Source organism: Microseira sp. BLCC-F43, from assembly GCF_041929235.1.
GTDB lineage: Bacteria > Cyanobacteriota > Cyanobacteriia > Cyanobacteriales > Aerosakkonemataceae > Microseira.
In genome coordinates this window covers 44,119-59,658 of record NZ_JBHFNP010000130.1, presented here as the reverse complement: position 1 = coordinate 59,658, position 15,540 = coordinate 44,119, and the positions used below count along the sequence as shown (strand labels likewise).

Annotated in this window: 15 protein-coding genes, 1 tRNA gene and 1 pseudogene; 7 read left to right on the top strand and 10 right to left on the bottom strand. The window is 45.0% G+C overall.

The genetic code is table 11. The features are described from left to right. Positions 1–213: hypothetical protein (locus ACE1CM_RS18245; RefSeq protein WP_374879053.1), on the bottom strand; the 213-nt coding region annotated here is incomplete at its 3' end. Between the two features lie 35 nt (positions 214–248). On the opposite strand from ACE1CM_RS18245, the pseudogene ACE1CM_RS18240 reads away from it, so the two are divergent. Then, positions 249–479, top strand: a pseudogene (locus ACE1CM_RS18240) (zinc ribbon domain-containing protein); the annotation flags it as partial. A gap of 56 nt (positions 480–535) precedes the next feature. Here the strand turns inward: ACE1CM_RS18240 and ACE1CM_RS18235 are convergent. Continuing rightward, positions 536–1,084: a pentapeptide repeat-containing protein gene (locus ACE1CM_RS18235; RefSeq protein ID WP_374879051.1), complete on the bottom strand. Its 549-nt coding sequence runs from the start codon at positions 1,082–1,084 to the stop codon at positions 536–538. A 252-nt stretch (positions 1,085–1,336) separates the two neighbouring features. On the opposite strand from ACE1CM_RS18235, the gene ACE1CM_RS18230 reads away from it, so the two are divergent. From ACE1CM_RS18230 to ACE1CM_RS18220, 3 genes are all read left to right on the top strand, one after another. Continuing rightward, positions 1,337–1,410, top strand: a tRNA-Asp gene (locus tag ACE1CM_RS18230). Positions 1,411–1,532: 122 nt separating this feature from the next. Next, the gene (gene gltX / locus ACE1CM_RS18225; protein WP_374879050.1) at positions 1,533–3,011 is read left to right on the top strand and encodes a glutamate--tRNA ligase; all 1,479 of its coding nucleotides are present in this window, start codon (positions 1,533–1,535) and stop codon (positions 3,009–3,011) included. An 80-nt stretch (positions 3,012–3,091) separates the two neighbouring features. Beyond that, entirely contained in the window at positions 3,092–3,763 is a 672-nt protein-coding gene (locus tag ACE1CM_RS18220) for a hypothetical protein (RefSeq protein ID WP_374879048.1), read from the top strand. Here ACE1CM_RS18220 and ACE1CM_RS18215 read toward each other — a convergent pair. From ACE1CM_RS18215 to ACE1CM_RS18200, 4 genes are all read right to left on the bottom strand, one after another. Continuing rightward, complete coding sequence (locus ACE1CM_RS18215; RefSeq protein WP_374879046.1) at positions 3,760–4,191, bottom strand: hypothetical protein; 432 nt, start codon at positions 4,189–4,191, stop codon at positions 3,760–3,762. The genes ACE1CM_RS18220 and ACE1CM_RS18215 overlap by 4 nt on opposite strands. Before the next feature lie 185 nt (positions 4,192–4,376). Then, on the bottom strand, positions 4,377–4,595 hold the full coding sequence (locus ACE1CM_RS18210; RefSeq protein WP_374879044.1) for a type II toxin-antitoxin system HicB family antitoxin: 219 nt from the start codon (positions 4,593–4,595) through the stop codon (positions 4,377–4,379). Positions 4,596–4,668: 73 nt separating this feature from the next. After that, positions 4,669–4,887 (bottom strand): type II toxin-antitoxin system HicB family antitoxin, encoded by a 219-nt coding sequence (locus ACE1CM_RS18205; protein ID WP_374879042.1) that lies wholly within the window; start codon positions 4,885–4,887, stop codon positions 4,669–4,671. Next, complete coding sequence (locus ACE1CM_RS18200; RefSeq protein WP_374879040.1) at positions 4,874–7,399, bottom strand: NACHT domain-containing protein; 2,526 nt, start codon at positions 7,397–7,399, stop codon at positions 4,874–4,876. The genes ACE1CM_RS18205 and ACE1CM_RS18200 overlap by 14 nt, the downstream gene beginning before the upstream one ends. 151 nt (positions 7,400–7,550) lie before the next feature. Here ACE1CM_RS18200 and ACE1CM_RS18195 point away from each other — a divergent pair, with 151 nt between their 5' ends. Then, positions 7,551–7,769, top strand: coding sequence for a hypothetical protein (locus ACE1CM_RS18195; protein WP_374879038.1), 219 nt, complete (start codon positions 7,551–7,553; stop codon positions 7,767–7,769). 91 nt (positions 7,770–7,860) lie between these two features. On the opposite strand, the gene ACE1CM_RS18190 is transcribed toward ACE1CM_RS18195, so the two are convergent. The 3 genes from ACE1CM_RS18190 to cysH all read right to left on the bottom strand — a co-directional run bounded on the left by ACE1CM_RS18190 (position 7,861) and on the right by cysH (position 10,449). Then, the gene (locus ACE1CM_RS18190; protein ID WP_374879036.1) at positions 7,861–8,193 is read right to left on the bottom strand and encodes a hypothetical protein; all 333 of its coding nucleotides are present in this window, start codon (positions 8,191–8,193) and stop codon (positions 7,861–7,863) included. A 162-nt stretch (positions 8,194–8,355) separates the two neighbouring features. Further along, positions 8,356–9,642 carry an exonuclease subunit SbcD gene (sbcD, locus tag ACE1CM_RS18185; RefSeq protein ID WP_374879034.1) on the bottom strand — a complete coding sequence of 429 codons (1,287 nt, stop codon included), beginning with the start codon at positions 9,640–9,642 and terminating at the stop codon, positions 8,356–8,358. A 75-nt stretch (positions 9,643–9,717) separates the two neighbouring features. Then, complete coding sequence (gene cysH / locus ACE1CM_RS18180; protein WP_374879032.1) at positions 9,718–10,449, bottom strand: phosphoadenosine phosphosulfate reductase; 732 nt, start codon at positions 10,447–10,449, stop codon at positions 9,718–9,720. 282 nt (positions 10,450–10,731) lie between these two features. On the opposite strand from cysH, the gene ACE1CM_RS18175 reads away from it, so the two are divergent. Continuing rightward, a complete protein-coding gene (locus tag ACE1CM_RS18175) occupies positions 10,732–13,917 on the top strand; it encodes a tetratricopeptide repeat protein (protein ID WP_374879030.1) in 3,186 nt (1,061 codons plus the stop codon). Between the two features lie 176 nt (positions 13,918–14,093). Beyond that, complete coding sequence (locus ACE1CM_RS18170) at positions 14,094–15,077, top strand: zinc-dependent alcohol dehydrogenase family protein (protein WP_374879029.1); 984 nt, start codon at positions 14,094–14,096, stop codon at positions 15,075–15,077. Here the strand turns inward: ACE1CM_RS18170 and ACE1CM_RS18165 are convergent. Next, on the bottom strand, positions 15,042–15,434 hold the full coding sequence (locus ACE1CM_RS18165; protein WP_374879027.1) for a hypothetical protein: 393 nt from the start codon (positions 15,432–15,434) through the stop codon (positions 15,042–15,044). The genes ACE1CM_RS18170 and ACE1CM_RS18165 overlap by 36 nt on opposite strands. Between the last annotated feature and the right edge of the window lie 106 nt (positions 15,435–15,540).

The following is a 15,540-nucleotide window of genomic DNA, read 5'->3' as shown; positions in this document are numbered from 1 at the left end:
GGACAAGCTTTTATGTTGGGTGTTGTTTGCAGCATCCGGGGGCTGCGCCGCTCTTTTTGGAGACATATAAGTGGTGTCGGTAATCCTCGAACAAGTAGGCGATGCTGAAAGTATGTGGGCTGGTTCCCCATCCGAGAGGATCTCCTTTAAGCTGGAAAAGTATGTCCAGATAGTCGTTTTGTGCAAACAAGACCGGACGAAAAGATGTACCATTATTCCAGCCTGAATCCCCGTGTCAAGAGACCGGGGAGTGGCTCAAGTCTCAAACCTGTCATCAATGTAACCATTTGGGATTGAGAAGCGAGAAGCGGTTTAAGTGTGCAAATCAGGCTTGTAGATGGCATGGCGACGCTGATGAAAATGGAGCAATGAATATTGCAAATATTGCAGCCTTTGTAACCAGGCTTCGAGGTTCGGAGTTTCTTAGTTGTCAACTGGGCTACGATACTTCAGGGCTGCTGAAAGCTTCGCCCTTCTAGGGCCCAGAAGGTTACTCAACGTAAAAAAAGAGACAACTGAGAATTCCTCCCAGCGCTCATTTGCCATATCCATCGGGAAAAGTGGTGGTGCGATCCCACACCGCCAGAGAAAAATCCCCATTCTGGGCGCGAAACAAATTGCTACCCACTAGCACCGCTGACTCCAGATTCGCTCCCTCTAAATTCGCCGCTCTCAAATCAGCATCGCTTAAATCCGCCTCGCTCAGATCCGCATGATATAAGTCTGCCCCGTATAAATTCGCACCCCTAAGCTCCGCTCCCCGCAAATTGGCATAACGCAGATTGGCTCTTGACAAATTCGCGCCTTGCAGGTGAGACAAAGACAAATCAGCTTGGTAAAGTTGGGTATCCGCCAATTGAGCATGTTGTAAATTAGCTTTCTGCAAATTCCCTTGACTGAGATTGGCATAAGGCAAGTGAGCTGCCCTTAAATTGCTATTTTTAAGATTGATTTGCCTTAAATCCACTTCAAACAAGTAAGCCTCGCTTAAGTCAACTTGCTCAAAGTCTCGTTTGCCGCCAGCGTATTGAGCTAGCAATTCCTCTGCACTGAATTTCTCCATGTCTATCTTGATGCTGAACACAGCAGTTGTGACCACCTGTACGCCACCCGGCTTGATTTCAAAAAATTGAGTATTTATGCCTACTCAACCTTTAGAATGCTATATTGGTAAACTCAGATACATTTATTTAAAGGTTTTTTAAGATTTGTAAATAAGATGGAAAAAGAACAATTTATGTGTATAGGCAAACAAAAAAAATTTTATAGAAGTCCTCTAAAAAACACTTGACAAATCTTGGAAATATAGTAAAAATGGAAATTGCGCTCGAAACAAGGGACTGTAGTTCAATCGGTTAGAGCACCGCCCTGTCACGGCGGAAGTTGCGGGTTCGAGCCCCGTCAGTCCCGTAAACTATAGTTCCCAGGCTCCTGCCTGGGAATGCCAAGCTCCCAGGCTTCTGCCAGGGAACGCGGATTTCAGATAAACTCTAAAATCTACAGTAGTCGTGCCTTGCCGGAGATAGTTAGTTGTGACAGTTAGAGTTCGGATTGCGCCTAGTCCCACGGGAAATTTACACATTGGCACGGCGAGAACGGCTGTGTTTAACTGGCTGTTCGCCCGTCATCAGGGTGGTCAGTTTATCTTGCGGATTGAAGATACAGACTTAGAACGGTCAAAACCGGAATACACCCAAAACATCCTCGACGGCCTCACCTGGCTGGGATTAACTTGGGATGAAGGGCCAATTTTCCAAACCAAACGCCTAGACTTGTATCGGCAGAAAGTACAAGATCTGTTGGATAAAGGCTTAGCCTATCGCTGCTACACCAGTGCAGAAGAACTAGAGGCGATGCGGGAAGCGCAAAAAGCCAAAGGACTTGCCCCCCGCTACGATAACCGACATCGGAACTTGACGCCAGAACAACAAGCAGCGTTTGAAGCGGAAGGTCGCAAACCCGTGATTCGATTCAAAATAGATGACGACCGGGAAATTGTCTGGAATGACATGGTACGGGGAAAGGTCGCCTGGAAAGGTAGCGACTTGGGTGGCGATATGGTGATTTCCCGGACTGCGGATGGGGATGGCGGGCAAGATGCCCACCCCACAATTGGCATACCCTTGTACAATTTTGCTGTAGTGGTCGATGACATGGATATGAGCATCACCCACGTCATCCGGGGAGAAGACCACATTGCCAATACAGCTAAGCAGATTTTGCTTTACGAAGCATTTGGTGTTTCAGTACCGGAATTTGCCCATACGCCGTTAATTCTGAACAAAGAAGGGCGCAAGCTTTCCAAACGGGATGGGGTAACCTCGATCTGGGACTTCAAAGACATGGGTTACACCGCCGAAGCAATGGTTAATTATATGACCTTGTTGGGTTGGTCGCCGCCAGATTCGACTCAGGAAATCTTTACCCTAGAAGAAGCAGCGAAGCAGTTTAGCTTCGATCGCGTCAACAAAGCGGGGGCAAAGTTTGACTGGGATAAGCTCAACTGGATTAACGGTCAATATCTCCACAAAATGCCGGTAGAAAAGCTGACGGATGAATTAATTCCCTACTGGCAAGCAGCGGGATATCAGTTCGATTTGGTTGGCGATCGCTCCTGGTTACAACAAATAGCGGCTTTGATCGGTCCATCGCTTACTCGCTTGCCGGAAGCAGTTGCTATGAGTCGAGTTTTCTTTGCTGGGACGGTGGATTTTACTGAAGAAGCTCAAGCTCATTTCCAACAAGAAGGAGCAACAGCCGCCCTTGAGGCAATTTTAACCGCCTTAGATAGCATTGAATCGCTAACCGAAGCAACTGCGGGAGAAATTATCAAGCAAGTCACCAAACAACTTAACGTCAAAAAAGGATTGGTAATGCGAAGTCTGCGCGCAGGTTTATCCGGCGAAGTGCATGGCCCCGACCTGATCCAATCTTGGCTGATATTGCATCAAAAGGCACTCGACCGACCCCGGTTGCAACAGGCGCTAGAACGCTTGTCTGAACTTAGCTAGGAACTTTGTTGCCAGTCGGATCGTCCCTGAAGGTGCAAAACATTTGATACACGATTGCTTATCCGCAATCCACCGTTAAAATGCAAAACAAATTGCAGAATCAAGGGTCAAGATTAACGGTAAAAGCGTTCTCAGGTTCTGCCTGGGAACGAATACCAAATCCGCTTCGAGGTTGGCTTTTATCCCCCACCCTTCAGGGTGGGGCTACACAAACAAAGACCGCCTGCGCGGTCTATGAAAATAAATCCGGATTTGGTATAAAACCAGCAAAAAAAACAAAACAGGTTTCTTTTGTTTGTTTATTTTTACTTTCTGCTGTTTACTGTTTACTAACCCAAGCGGGTGTTCAGGCGCAGAGATCCCAAAATATACAAAATATTACCGTCAGCCCTGGCTTTTCTCCAACTCCGATTAGAGTTCAAGGCGTTGGTGGCGGGTCAGTTTCCATCAGTCAAATTGCCGGTCGCCAAGAAACAGCTAATGGTCCCTGCGTTGGTTTTACCGATGCTAAACCTAACCATAATTTAGTTTTGAATTCTGCGTTTAACTATCTCAGCATTCAAGTTGAAAGTCGAGAAGATACGACGCTGCTGGTACGCGGGCCTGGGGGCATTTGGTGCAATGATGATTTTAGAGGAAAAAATCCCGGCCTCGCGGGTCAGTGGTTACCTGGAACTTACGAAATTTGGGTAGGTTCCTATGGAAAAGAAAAACAAGCACCCTACACGCTTCGGATCTCAGAACAGCGTTAGAAAAGCATAACCCGACCATCGTTGAGGATGTAAATCGTGCGATCGCCCGGTATGCGTCCCCCAGATATTAACACAACTCGCAGGGTGTCCGGATTCGGTTTAGAAAGTCTCGCCGTGAGAATTCGCGATATCGTACTCCAGAACACCAGCGAGAAATTCGGTTCCGTCGCGGGCCACCGTCGAAATCTCAACGCCTGTCCAGGTCTAATCGGAATTGCGTCAGTCCCCGCCACCTTTTCCGCCAAAAGCACCGTAACGCCGGTTTGATTGACCACCTCCACATCGATGCGCTGTCCGGGTACGAACCCCAGAGGCGGCGGCGGACAGCTAGCACCTGCACAAGTTGCGGCGATTGCGAGATTTTGGTTTTCTGCGCGACCCAAAAGTAGGGCAGTTGCGACTAAAACTACTGGCAAAAGTTTGGACATGCCAGACACCCGATGAAGTTTTTACTTTTGCAGTTTATCTTAATTTTTTCTGCGTTAGTTTATGCTTGCAAATATTTTTATCATTAAAAAAATATTTGCAATTAATAGTTTATTTGCCATTGGCGATCGCATTTTCGGGATAGGGGTGGTGAGATGCGATCGCTTGTAGATACATGCTAAGGTTATTAGTTAATTTGATAGATTGCAGGGCGATATTTAGGTTTGGGAATAGACTTACCTTCTACCTTAGCAGCTGCTAACCAGGCAGCTTTAGCATTTAGCACTTCGCTAACAGTTTCTTCAACTGTAGAACCAAAAGCAGAGCAATACTTCAAATCGGGAATATCGGCAATATAGCCTTCATCTTCTTCGCTGTAGAAAACGTTGATGTGATAGTCTTTCATTCTTCTTGAAACCTCAAAAGTTGAATTGCTTTGATAACTTTTGCTTTGGGAGTATCCACCGGAAATTTAGGCATCAGATACTTGCCTCCGCAACGAATGCTTCCAACACAGGTGATTCCGGTTCGAGTACATCTTCACCAAAAGTTTCAATATCAAACTTGATGGCTGATTTGACATCAGCTAAAGCTGCCTCATAGGTGTCACCTTCTCCAACAACGACACCTTTAACTCCAAGGGGATAAGCAACATAACCATCCGGATGTTTTTCAACAATTATTTTAATGTTTTTCACGGTCTTTCCTCTGCTGATACTTTTTAATCTCTTCAATTGGCAATAACAAAGTCTCTTCAATCTCCTGCCGCAATTCCCGACTGACGTAACAATCGCTATTCAAACAATCTATTAGCAGTTTATTGGCATTGTAATATTGCTGCAACCGTTCTCTTTGTTCATCGCTGAACTGCCAGTCATGCCCTAGATTGCGATGCTCGATCGCATTTGCTATCAATTGCTCACCCCAAGCTTTACCTTTGGATTGCCACCAGGTTTTTAATTCTTCATCCCTGTGTGTTTTTGGGATCTGTTTATTTAAAAATTTTAGTTGATTTATCAAACCATAATTTTGACCATGTTTGATAGCTTGCTTTAGAGACTGTTCAATAAGCATTGCAGTAAATCGATCTATAGTAACTTTACTATCTCCTTTATTTAAGTTATAACTAAGCCAAACAATTATGCAACTATAATAACCTTTAGCAAATGGAATAGCTGCATCAATAGCTAGGATGAGAGCAGCGTCAAGAGATAGAGCATGGTCAAAACTGAAACCATGCTCCAGATAAATATTAATCGAAGTGTCTATATTATTCGCCAGTTCAAATAATTCGCTTTCCGTCAAAAATAGACATTCAAGATCAAAGTAAGTAGCACGAACAGCAGCAAGCTTGTAAGGCACTTTAGTAGATCGCGCTTTCTCATCCAACCACGTCAAAAACTGCTGTAAAATTTTATCCTGTGTCAGCAGGTTATCAATTTTTGATTTCATCAACCGCAACAAAAAGTCTGCGCTATCTACCGTTTGAACAGCTAGCAAAAACACTTCCCGCCAGCGCTTCTCAGTTAGGTGACTAACCAATCCTTGCAGAATTGGATCGTCGGCAGCATAAGGATTGCAACTCGTCACAATCTTGCGTGCCGTAAAATATTCGTGAAACGTCAAATGCGAAAACGAATAAATACCCCTCGCCCGTTCCACAAATAACCCATGCTGCGCCTCAATCGACTTTAAAACCGCGGCGCTATCCAGTTCTAATACTTCTGGATCGGTACTAGCATCTGGTAAGTTTTGAATGTACTGGGTGATGTAGCGCTCTACTTCCTTTTGTTTAAAGAAATAATTCCCAGCTTTAAACGTAGTGCGGGCAATCTGACTAAGCAAATCTTCCTTTCTTTTGGGCGACAATCGTTTGTAGACTTGCTCTCGCTCAATGTTGCGTTTCACATCCCATTTTTTCAGCAACACATCCACGCCAGTCTGATACAATTCGGCGCGGTTAGTGGGAAAGCTGCCGGAGTCTTCAAACATTAAACACAACAGGGTCAGCAGTAATGGATTCGTTGCTAGTTCCCGGATGGGCGCATCTTCTTTCAGCTTTTGCACAAACCGATCTGCCTTAATCGGGTCATTTTTATTGCGGAACCATTTACCGGAAAAATCGGCGATTTGTTCATCATTAAAATCGGCAATTTCCACATCGTTGAATTTTTCAAAGGTATATTCTCGCGCCGCAATGCGACAGGTGATAACAAATTGATTTTGGGGAAATTGTTGGGTAAATTCGCTTATTTGCCGTAAGACGCGACGACTATCGGCATCTCTGACTTCATCCAATCCATCTAACAAAATCAATGCCCTGCCATGCCGGATAATTTCGCGTAGGGGCACGGCATCATTCACCTTTGTATTTAAACCGAAAGATCCCGGATGCCGTGCCCCTACGTCATCGGGTGTTTCTATGGCGAACATGGGAATTAATCGATTGAGGTATTCCAACAAATCGGGTTGACCAGGTGCTTCGGCGAAATCTTTTAGGGTCACGAATATCGGCAATCTTTCTGGTTGAAATTTGCCGCCGATGCAATGTATTGCTAAATGCTTTAGGAATGTTGTTTTTCCCGCACCCGGTTTTCCCAAAATCATCAATTTCGATAATTTCTCAACCGCTTTTAACCCCGGAATTCGCTTTTCTCGCACATCTCCAAGGCAAAACCGCTCATAATTTTCTGGGGAAACGTCCCGCATTAAATCTGTTGGTTCCAGTCCTCTGCGTCCGGCGATTTTCTCTAAGATATTGACATGGGTGTAGATTTCGCCCAGTTCAATTGGTTGGTTCATGTCCAGCACCCGCATTGTGCCGCATTTTTCCTCGATGTAAGGTTGTATCTGCTGTCGCACCTGTTGCACTAGAGCATCAATATCAGCGTTACTTTCCTGTCTATCCTGGGATGATTCTGCTTTAGCTTGCTTAGATCGACCAGAAACTTCTTGCCAATCTAACTCCAGCGCTTTACATATCTCCTTGAACTGCTGATATTGAACGGGTTCGCCTTTGAAGAAATTATTGATGGTTGTACGGGATATTCCCACCGTGGTTTTGGGTGATGCACCCTTAACCTTGCGGCGCGATACGGTAATGCGGGTTGCCAGTTCGGATTTAGTAATGGCAAGTTTGTCAAGTGCCATATTCGCCACTTTAATTCCTGCTTCTGTGAGTTGTAGCGATCGCTCTATCTGCCCTGCCATATCTAATTTTGCTGCCTTTTGACCATCCTAGCTACAAAGACAGCAATCGAACAAAGTTGAACGCTGCTTGAACAGTTGGAGATAATTCGCTGCACCAGACTCCCAGCTTGAATTGGACAGACTTTAGGAAGTTCACCACCTCAAAGGTTATATGACAACTTCCAACCCCAATCAACCCGCACAACAGCAACCATTACCCAATCGGAAGTATAGCGCGATCGCTCAATCTAACAAAAAGCAATGTTGGCTAAAAGTGATTGAATTTGCTGTCGTTGGTTTTGCCACCTGGTTAAATCCTCAAGCTGGTTTCCTTATCTTTTTACTCAAACTTTGCTTTCAAATCCTACAAGCACTTCAGGAGGATCGTTAGCAGATATCCCCAGAAAACCCCAGAAACCCGGTAACTTCGGCGAAACCGGGTTTCTCAATCCGATCATTTCAACTTGTTTTAACGGGTTTTGTCAGGGCAATCCCCCCGTGGTTGCCCCTACAGGACACACACGACGACTATCGGCATCTCTGACTTCATCCAATCCATCTAACAAAATTAATGCCCTGCCATGTCGGATAATTTCGTGTAGGGGCACGGCATCATCCACCTTTGTGCTTAAACCGAAAGATCCCGGATGCCGTGCCCCTACATCATGGGGTGTTTCTCTGGAGAACATGGGAATTAATCGATTGATGTATGCCAACAGATCAGGTTGACCAAGTGCTTCGGCAAAATCTTTTAGCGTCACGAATATCGGCACTCTTTCTGGTTGAAATTTACCGCCGATGCACTTAATTGCCAAATGTTTTAGGAATGTTGTTTTCCCAATATCATCAATGTCCCTACAGCTTTAGGACTTACGCACCTACACTAAATATGGTATATGGTGCCTGACGCTATCGCTAACGCACCCTACATATAGAAACTTTGCGTAAGTCCTGAGCTTGATTAATTTATTTCCAACTTAAAGCAAACGCAACTGACCAACTGCTTTTTCTCCCTCAACTTCAGGTGTATCTAACCACACCTCTTGATCTCCTTCTAACAAACTTTCCGCTGCCTCTAGCATCTCAGATGCAAGACTTTTAAGGTCTTCTCGACTCTCCAAATAAGTCCTCAATGCTGCCATCGGGTCAATGCTGTTACCCGCACCCAATTCTGGTACGCGAGGTCGCGCTAGTTGACTGACTAATTCTGCTTGAATTGTGTAAGTGTGAGCATCTTTTAAAGCTTGGTGCAGAGATGGGTTATCAATTTGATCGAGTTGTTCGGAACGCAGTTTATAAATCAACCGCACAACCGCATCTTTAATATCTTTTTTCCCAATTGCTTTGATTAAAACCGCTTGCGGGTCTTCTGCTTTAGATAAATCAACTTCAATCGTGCAAAATACTCTAACTGATACTTGACAAAATTTCCATTTGGCGCTACCTTTTTCTAATTCAATTAATACAAAGCCTTTGTCTTCTTTTTCTTCGCTGAAATCTACCCGTTCGATGCTACCGGGATAAATAACTGGAGGGTCGTTCGATTGATTCAGATTTTGGTGTTTGTGGACGTGACCTAAAGCAACATAATCAAAACAAGGTCGCGTCAGCATAGAAAGGGGAATAGTAAAGCCTTTTCCTACTGCTAAAAAGCGTTCTGCTCCCAGATTAGCGCGGTCTGCCATTAAATGACCCAGCAAAACCGTTGGTACATTTGGATCTAAGCGTCTAATTTCGCCTTCTAGTGCTGGTTCAAGACGCTTAATTAATAGATCGTTAACGTCAGCGAGGGATAAACCTTCGGTTTCTTTCCGAGTTAGTAAGGTAGAACGGGTCAGCCAGGGTAAAGTAATAACTTGGACTGGGCCATTGCGAGTTTGAATGGTGTGGGTTTCCAAGCGATCGCCCACGACAAACCCAGGCACTCCCAAGGTACGATAAATACATAAACTCGCCCCACCCTGTCCTTGCGCGTGTTGGTCGTGGTTCCCTACCAACAATACTGTGGGAATTTCGGCATCTACCAAGCGACGAAACTGACTGGCAAACTTTTCCTGCACGTTGGGTGCTGGCGTCGCATCGGGAAACGCATCCCCGCCGAATAATACCAAATCGACAGGTTCTTCAATTGCCCGATCGATGCAGCGCGACAAAGTATTGACAAAATCCTCCAACCGTGTATTTAACCCCGTTTGAGAGTTAATTTTCCCGTGGGAAAAGCCACTTCCCATGTGGATATCGGAGAGGTGGAGGATTTTAATCATGGTTGCTAATCGCTAATGGCTAATTGCTAATTGTACGAGGTTATTCACAATTAGCCATTAGCTATTAGCTATGAGTTAAATATGAATTCCACACTCGGTTTTGCCAGTTCCCCGCCAGCGTCCGGCGCGTTCGTCTTCGCCTTCTGCAACTTTGGTGGTAATTGGTTCGTCGCCGATGCTGGGATAACCTTGGTCGTGGAGAGGATTGTAAATTACCCCATGCTCAAATGCGTATGGCCAGGTTTCTTTGCGGGTCCAATAGGCAACGGGGTTGACTTTGAGTCGGTTTTGATTATCGATTTCCAAAACTGGCATTTCGGCGCGGGTGGGCGCTTGGTCGCGACGGCGTCCGGTAATCCAAGCTACGGTGTTTAATTCTGCCAAACCTCTGTTGAGCGGTTCAATTTTGGTGATTTGGTGGAATTGGAGGATATCTTTATCCCACAGCGCTTCACCGTACTTGGCGGCAAATTCTTCGCGGGTGTTAACGTCTGGAGTTTTGTAAGTTCTCAAGTCTAGGTTGTAGACTTCCTGGGATTTTTTGACTAATTCCAGGGTTTGGGGGAAATGGTATAACGTGTCTAAAAAGATGACTGGTACTGGCGTCGCGGGTTTGAGGTCGCGGTAGAGAATATCGGTAATTACCATATCATCCACGTTAAACGCGCTGGTTTGCACAAAACCCGTGGGGATATTCTCAACGCACCAAGCTAAAATCTCTCTGGGATGGGCGGATGCAAATCTCTCGTTCAGTTCGTCGAGGTTCAGTTTGCCGATCTCAATCGGGGTTTTGAGGGAAGATACCATCGTCGGGTTTTATGATTGTTCTTACACGGTAATTATACCTTAAAACGCACATACCCCGAGCGAGAAATGGGGTTTATTTGAAAAATGAGGTGGGTGGGGATGCGATCGCTTGTTCTACCCTGCTTTCTCACCCAACTCCTCTGCTGACGAGGGCAGCACTCGCCTCGCGCTGGAGATCGCGTTTGACCATATACCATACAACAACAGGTGTACGGGTAAGACTTCGCACCCCGGGATCCAGAGGTAATTGATATAAATAGGCGCGAACGCCGCACTAGGTAAATGACCGATACTCCCAGTAAAATTCAACACTTCGTCAACTATGCCCGTAGTCTCAAAGGCTATGAGAAAGGCGAAGCACAGCTATTTTGCGACCGACTGTTTCAAGCTTTTGGACACAGGGGATGCGTTGAGGCAGGGGCAAAGCTGGAGTATCGGCTAAAGTCACAAGGAAAGCACACCAAATTTCCCGATCTAGTTTGGCGTCCACGACTGTTGCTGGAAATGAAAAGTCGCGGCGAAAATCTTGCTCATCACATTCAACAAGCAAGGGAATATTGGCACGAACTGAAACCCCAGCCTCGATATATTGTTCTGTGTAACTTTGATGAATTTTGGATTTACGACACCGCGCTTCAAATAGAAGAACCAGTAAGCCGGGTGAACCTGCAAGAATTACCGCAGCAATATAATATTTTAAACTTTTTATTTCCCAACAATAGCGCCCTCGATTTGTATCAGAAGGCAACTAATTATTGCGAGAATATTCCCCTCAGTGGTGCGGCACAATTGCTTGGGCGATCGCATGAAATCCAAAAGCTGAAGGAGTTGTTGCAGCAAGAGGATGGGCAAGCGATCGCAGTCATTTTAGGCATGGGCGGAGTTGGCAAAACCGAACTCGCCAATCAGTATGCTTGGCAACATTTAGAAACTTTAGGAGATAGAGCGGGTGGGGTTTGTTGGATAGATGCCAGAGAAATCGATATAGGAATTCAATTCATTAATTTTGCTCGGAGCTTCTTCAACCTGAACCCGCCAGAAGATTGGGATTTAAAAACTCAGTTGAACTACTGCTGGAGAAACTGGCGCTGCGGCAATTGGCTGATAGTTATCGATGATGTCACCGACTACAGAAAGCAGGTAAAGCCCTATTTACCACCACAAACATCCCCGTTTAAAATATTGATCACAACGCGAGAAAAGTTGGGTTCATCTTTAGCGCACTTATCGCTTGATGAACTCAAAGCAGAAGCAGCACTGGATTTATTAATATCGCTGGTTGGTGCCCAACGAATTCAACCAGAATTAGAAATAGCCCAACAAATCTGTAATTGGCTTGGCTATTTGCCCTTGGGTTTGGAACTGGTAGGGCGATATTTAGAGCGTGACCCAGATTTGTCACTCAAAGCAATGCTTTCTCTACTCGAGAAAAAGCGAATCAGACACAGATCCGTCGTTGAAGCTGATGCGACAATGACAGCAAAACTAGGGGTAGCTGATGCGTTTGATTTAAGTTGGGAACGATTAGATGAAAATGCCCAACAATTGGGCTGTATGCTGAGTTTGTTTGCTTTGGCTGATATTCCTTGGGATTTAGTAAAACAGGCATACAGAAATCTCCCATCTTTTGATAATGCAGAAATTGAAATAGATTTTATAGAAGAAGCCAGAGTAGATTTAGTTCGTTGCAATTTGCTACAGCGCACAGGTAAAGAAACCTACCGCCTGCATCAGTTGATTCGAGAGTATTTACGTGAGAAACGAGAACAGTCAGAGCAGGTGAATGATTTTAACCAAGCGTTTGTAGACGCTATTGTGGCAGTAGCAAAACAAGTTCCTGAACCTGGTAAATTAAGTTGTCAGTTAATTGATTCAATTTTCTATAAAATTCCTCATCTTGCAGAACCTGCCACAACATTGATGGATTGGCTAAGTGGTGAGGATATATTCTGGCCTTCGTTGGCATTAGGCAGATTTTACAAAGCTCAATATTTATATGAGCAAGCAGAACATTTTTATCAGCAGTGTTTAAATCTCACTCAAACTCGATTGGGTGTTGAGCATCCTTATCTGGCAATTAGCCTAAGTAATCTGGCAGAACTTTACCGCGAGCAGGGGCGATACAAAGAAGCTGAACCTTTATTCCTTGAAGCTTTAGAAATTTGGCAAAAGTTGCCAGACAAGGATGAGAATGAACCCACAATGATTTTGAACAATTTGGCGTTACTATACGAAGAGCAAGGTCGTTACAGTGAAGCTGAACGGCTATTCTTACAAGCATTGGAACTAAATCGATCTTCATATGGTGAAGAGCATACTTATGTTGTTGGATTTATTCTCCATAATCTAGGAAACTTATACCAGCAACAAGGACGCTATAGTGAAGCAGAATCAATAGCGATCCAGGCTGTAAAAATTAGGATAGATTTGCTAGGAAATGACAACCCAATTACAGCAATGACTATCAACAATCTGGCGGCTGTATACATATCTCAGAGTCGTCATAGCGAAGCTGAACCTTTATTACTGCAAGCTTTAGAAATCATCCGTAGAACAAGGGGAGAGGAGCATCGAGAAGTGGCAACTTGTCTGAGTAACCTTGCCAGCTTATACATATCACAGGGTCGATACAGCCAAGCTGAATCTCTGTTATTAGAAGCTTTGGAACTAGATAAACGATTGCTAGGTGAGGAGCATCCAGAATTAGTCACAGATTTAAGCAATCTGGCTAATTTTTATCAATCTCAGCTCCGATATAGTGAGGCAGAAACCCTGTATAGGCAAGCTTTAGAACTGGGAAAGCGTGTAGTAGCACATAACCATCCTATGATGGCAACCAGCCTGAAAGATCTGGCTGATATCTACTATTCTCAAGGTCGCTACAGCGAAGCTGAAACCCTGTATAAGCAAGCGCTGGAACTGGAAAAATGTCGGCTGGGAGAAGACCATCCTGAATTGGCAAAAAACCTGAATATTCTAGCTCATCTGTACCATGCTCAAGGTCGCTACAGTGAAGCCGAAACTTTGTATAGGCAAGCATGGGATATGAGAAAACAGCTATTGGTAGAAGATGACCCCAATGTAGCTAATAGCCTACACAATTTGGCTTATATATATCAGGAACAAGGTCGTTACACCGAAGCTGAAACCCTGTATAAGCAAGCGGTGAAACTGAAAAAACGCCTGATAGGAGAAGAAGATAATGAAGTGGCAGTCAGTTTAAATAACCTGGCATTACTTTATTACAACCAGAAGCGCTACACTAAAGCTGAACCTCTTTTAGCCGAAGCTTGCAAAATTTTTCAGCGACGCTTAGGAACAAACCATCCTGACACGATTAATTGCCGAAAAGGTCTTGCAATCGTTCGCGATCGCATCAAATCCACATCGACAGAATTGCCCAATTTTAAATACAAACCTCACAAAAGCGGCACTCAGAAAAATCCCAAAGGTTTTGGCAAAGCATAACCACCTCACAAAGAAGATTAGCATTGAAAGCCTTTCCTCTCTCTCCTCTCTTCCTTGGCGTCCTTGGCGTCTTGGCGGTTCAAATCCAAAAAGCGATCGTTCTCCCCCCAACTACGGTAAACTGCTAAACTATCTCCCGGCACAAAACAAAGGAGGATGTAGTGAAAGGAGTCCTAATGACAGCCCCAGGCGCCCCAGAAGTCCTGCAACTACAGCAAGTCCCAAACCCTGCCCCTCCAAGCGATACAGAACTTTTAATCCGCTTAAAGGCGGCAGGCATCAACCCCATCGACACAAAATTACGCCAGCGGGGTACTTTCTATCCCGATAAAATGCCAGCAATCTTGGGGTGCGATGGTGCTGGTATCGTCGAAGCAGTCGGTGCTGGCGTGGAGAACTTTCGCCCCGGTGACGAGGTATATTTCTGCTGGGGTGGATTGGGCTTGAGCTTCGGCAATTACGCAGAATATACAGTGGTAGACGAGCGATTTGTTGCCCCTAAACCCGCCTCCCTCTCCTTCGCCGAAGCAGCAGCGGCACCTCTGGTTTTAATCACCGCTTGGGAATCTCTCTACGATAGAGGACGCCTGGAAGCTGGCAGAAAAGCTTTAATTCATGCTGGTGCGGGTGGTGTCGGTCACGTCGCGATTCAACTGGCAAAATTACAAGGGGCGGATGTTTGCACAACCGTTAGTTCCCAGGAAAAAGCCGATTTTGTCCGCAGCTTAGGCGCAGATGAAATAATTTTTTATAATCAAACCGATTTTGTTGGAGCAACTTTAGATTGGACGCAAGGTGAAGGCGTAGACTTGGCTTTTGATACCATCGGTGGCGATATTTTTGCCAAATCTTTCCCCGCTGTTAAGATTTATGGCGATCTCGTGACAATTTTGGAGCCTGATGCTAAGACAAGCTGGAAAGTCGCGCGAGCCCGCAATCTCCGCATCAGTCTAGAATTAATGCTCACTCCCATGTTGCTCCGACTCGTAGAAGACTTGAAACACCAAGCAAAAATTCTTTCCCAATGCGCCCGTTTAATTGATGAAGGCAAGCTCAAAATTCACCTCAATAAAACCTTCCCCCTAGAAGCTGCTGCGGATGCTCACCGCTTGCTGGAAGCAGGTTCAATGATGGGTAAAATCGTTTTGAATATAGACTAAAGGCTCAACTAAATTATCTTGGCATTCCTGCCAAATTTTCTGCAAAAATGAGAGGACAGAATCCTCGTATTGCTTGCGATGTTTTTTGCGATCGTTTTTGATCGTACTCCACAAATGATTGAGATGTTGTAGCGTAGAACATTGTTGGAATTGGGATGCAATCGCATTCTTCCAATGTTCTAGCACGCGATAGCTGACAAACTGTCCGCCTATATCTTTACGATGAACAAACAACACAAAAGGCCAGCACTCAAATTTTACAATTATCGACTCGGCAATGCCCAAAATTCTGGCTATTTGTCCCTTGGTAATGCGGAATTTCTTTGCCGGGTCAACCCGCCTGAACAATGTAGTCATAGCTCTTGCACTCCAGGTTAGAGGGGTAGGTGGTGCTTTTTAACTCACTTCATCTTAACACGAGTCCATTCTTCTTGCACCGATGCAGAGAAGCGGCAATTTCACT

Coding starts and splice junctions, on each gene's coding strand:
- ACE1CM_RS18170 (WP_374879029.1), top strand. CDS start 14,094: ATGACAGCCCCAGGCGCCCCAGAAGTCCTGCAACTACAGCAAGTCCCA.
- ACE1CM_RS18165 (WP_374879027.1), bottom strand. CDS start 15,434: ATGACTACATTGTTCAGGCGGGTTGACCCGGCAAAGAAATTCCGCATT.
- ACE1CM_RS18215 (WP_374879046.1), bottom strand. CDS start 4,191: ATGTCCAAACTTTTGCCAGTAGTTTTAGTCGCAACTGCCCTACTTTTG.
- cysH (WP_374879032.1), bottom strand. CDS start 10,449: ATGGTATCTTCCCTCAAAACCCCGATTGAGATCGGCAAACTGAACCTC.
- sbcD (WP_374879034.1), bottom strand. CDS start 9,642: ATGATTAAAATCCTCCACCTCTCCGATATCCACATGGGAAGTGGCTTT.
- ACE1CM_RS18195 (WP_374879038.1), top strand. CDS start 7,551: ATGACAACTTCCAACCCCAATCAACCCGCACAACAGCAACCATTACCC.
- ACE1CM_RS18200 (WP_374879040.1), bottom strand. CDS start 7,399: ATGGCAGGGCAGATAGAGCGATCGCTACAACTCACAGAAGCAGGAATT.
- ACE1CM_RS18210 (WP_374879044.1), bottom strand. CDS start 4,595: ATGAAAGACTATCACATCAACGTTTTCTACAGCGAAGAAGATGAAGGC.
- ACE1CM_RS18220 (WP_374879048.1), top strand. CDS start 3,092: ATGCAAAACAAATTGCAGAATCAAGGGTCAAGATTAACGGTAAAAGCG.
- ACE1CM_RS18175 (WP_374879030.1), top strand. CDS start 10,732: ATGACCGATACTCCCAGTAAAATTCAACACTTCGTCAACTATGCCCGT.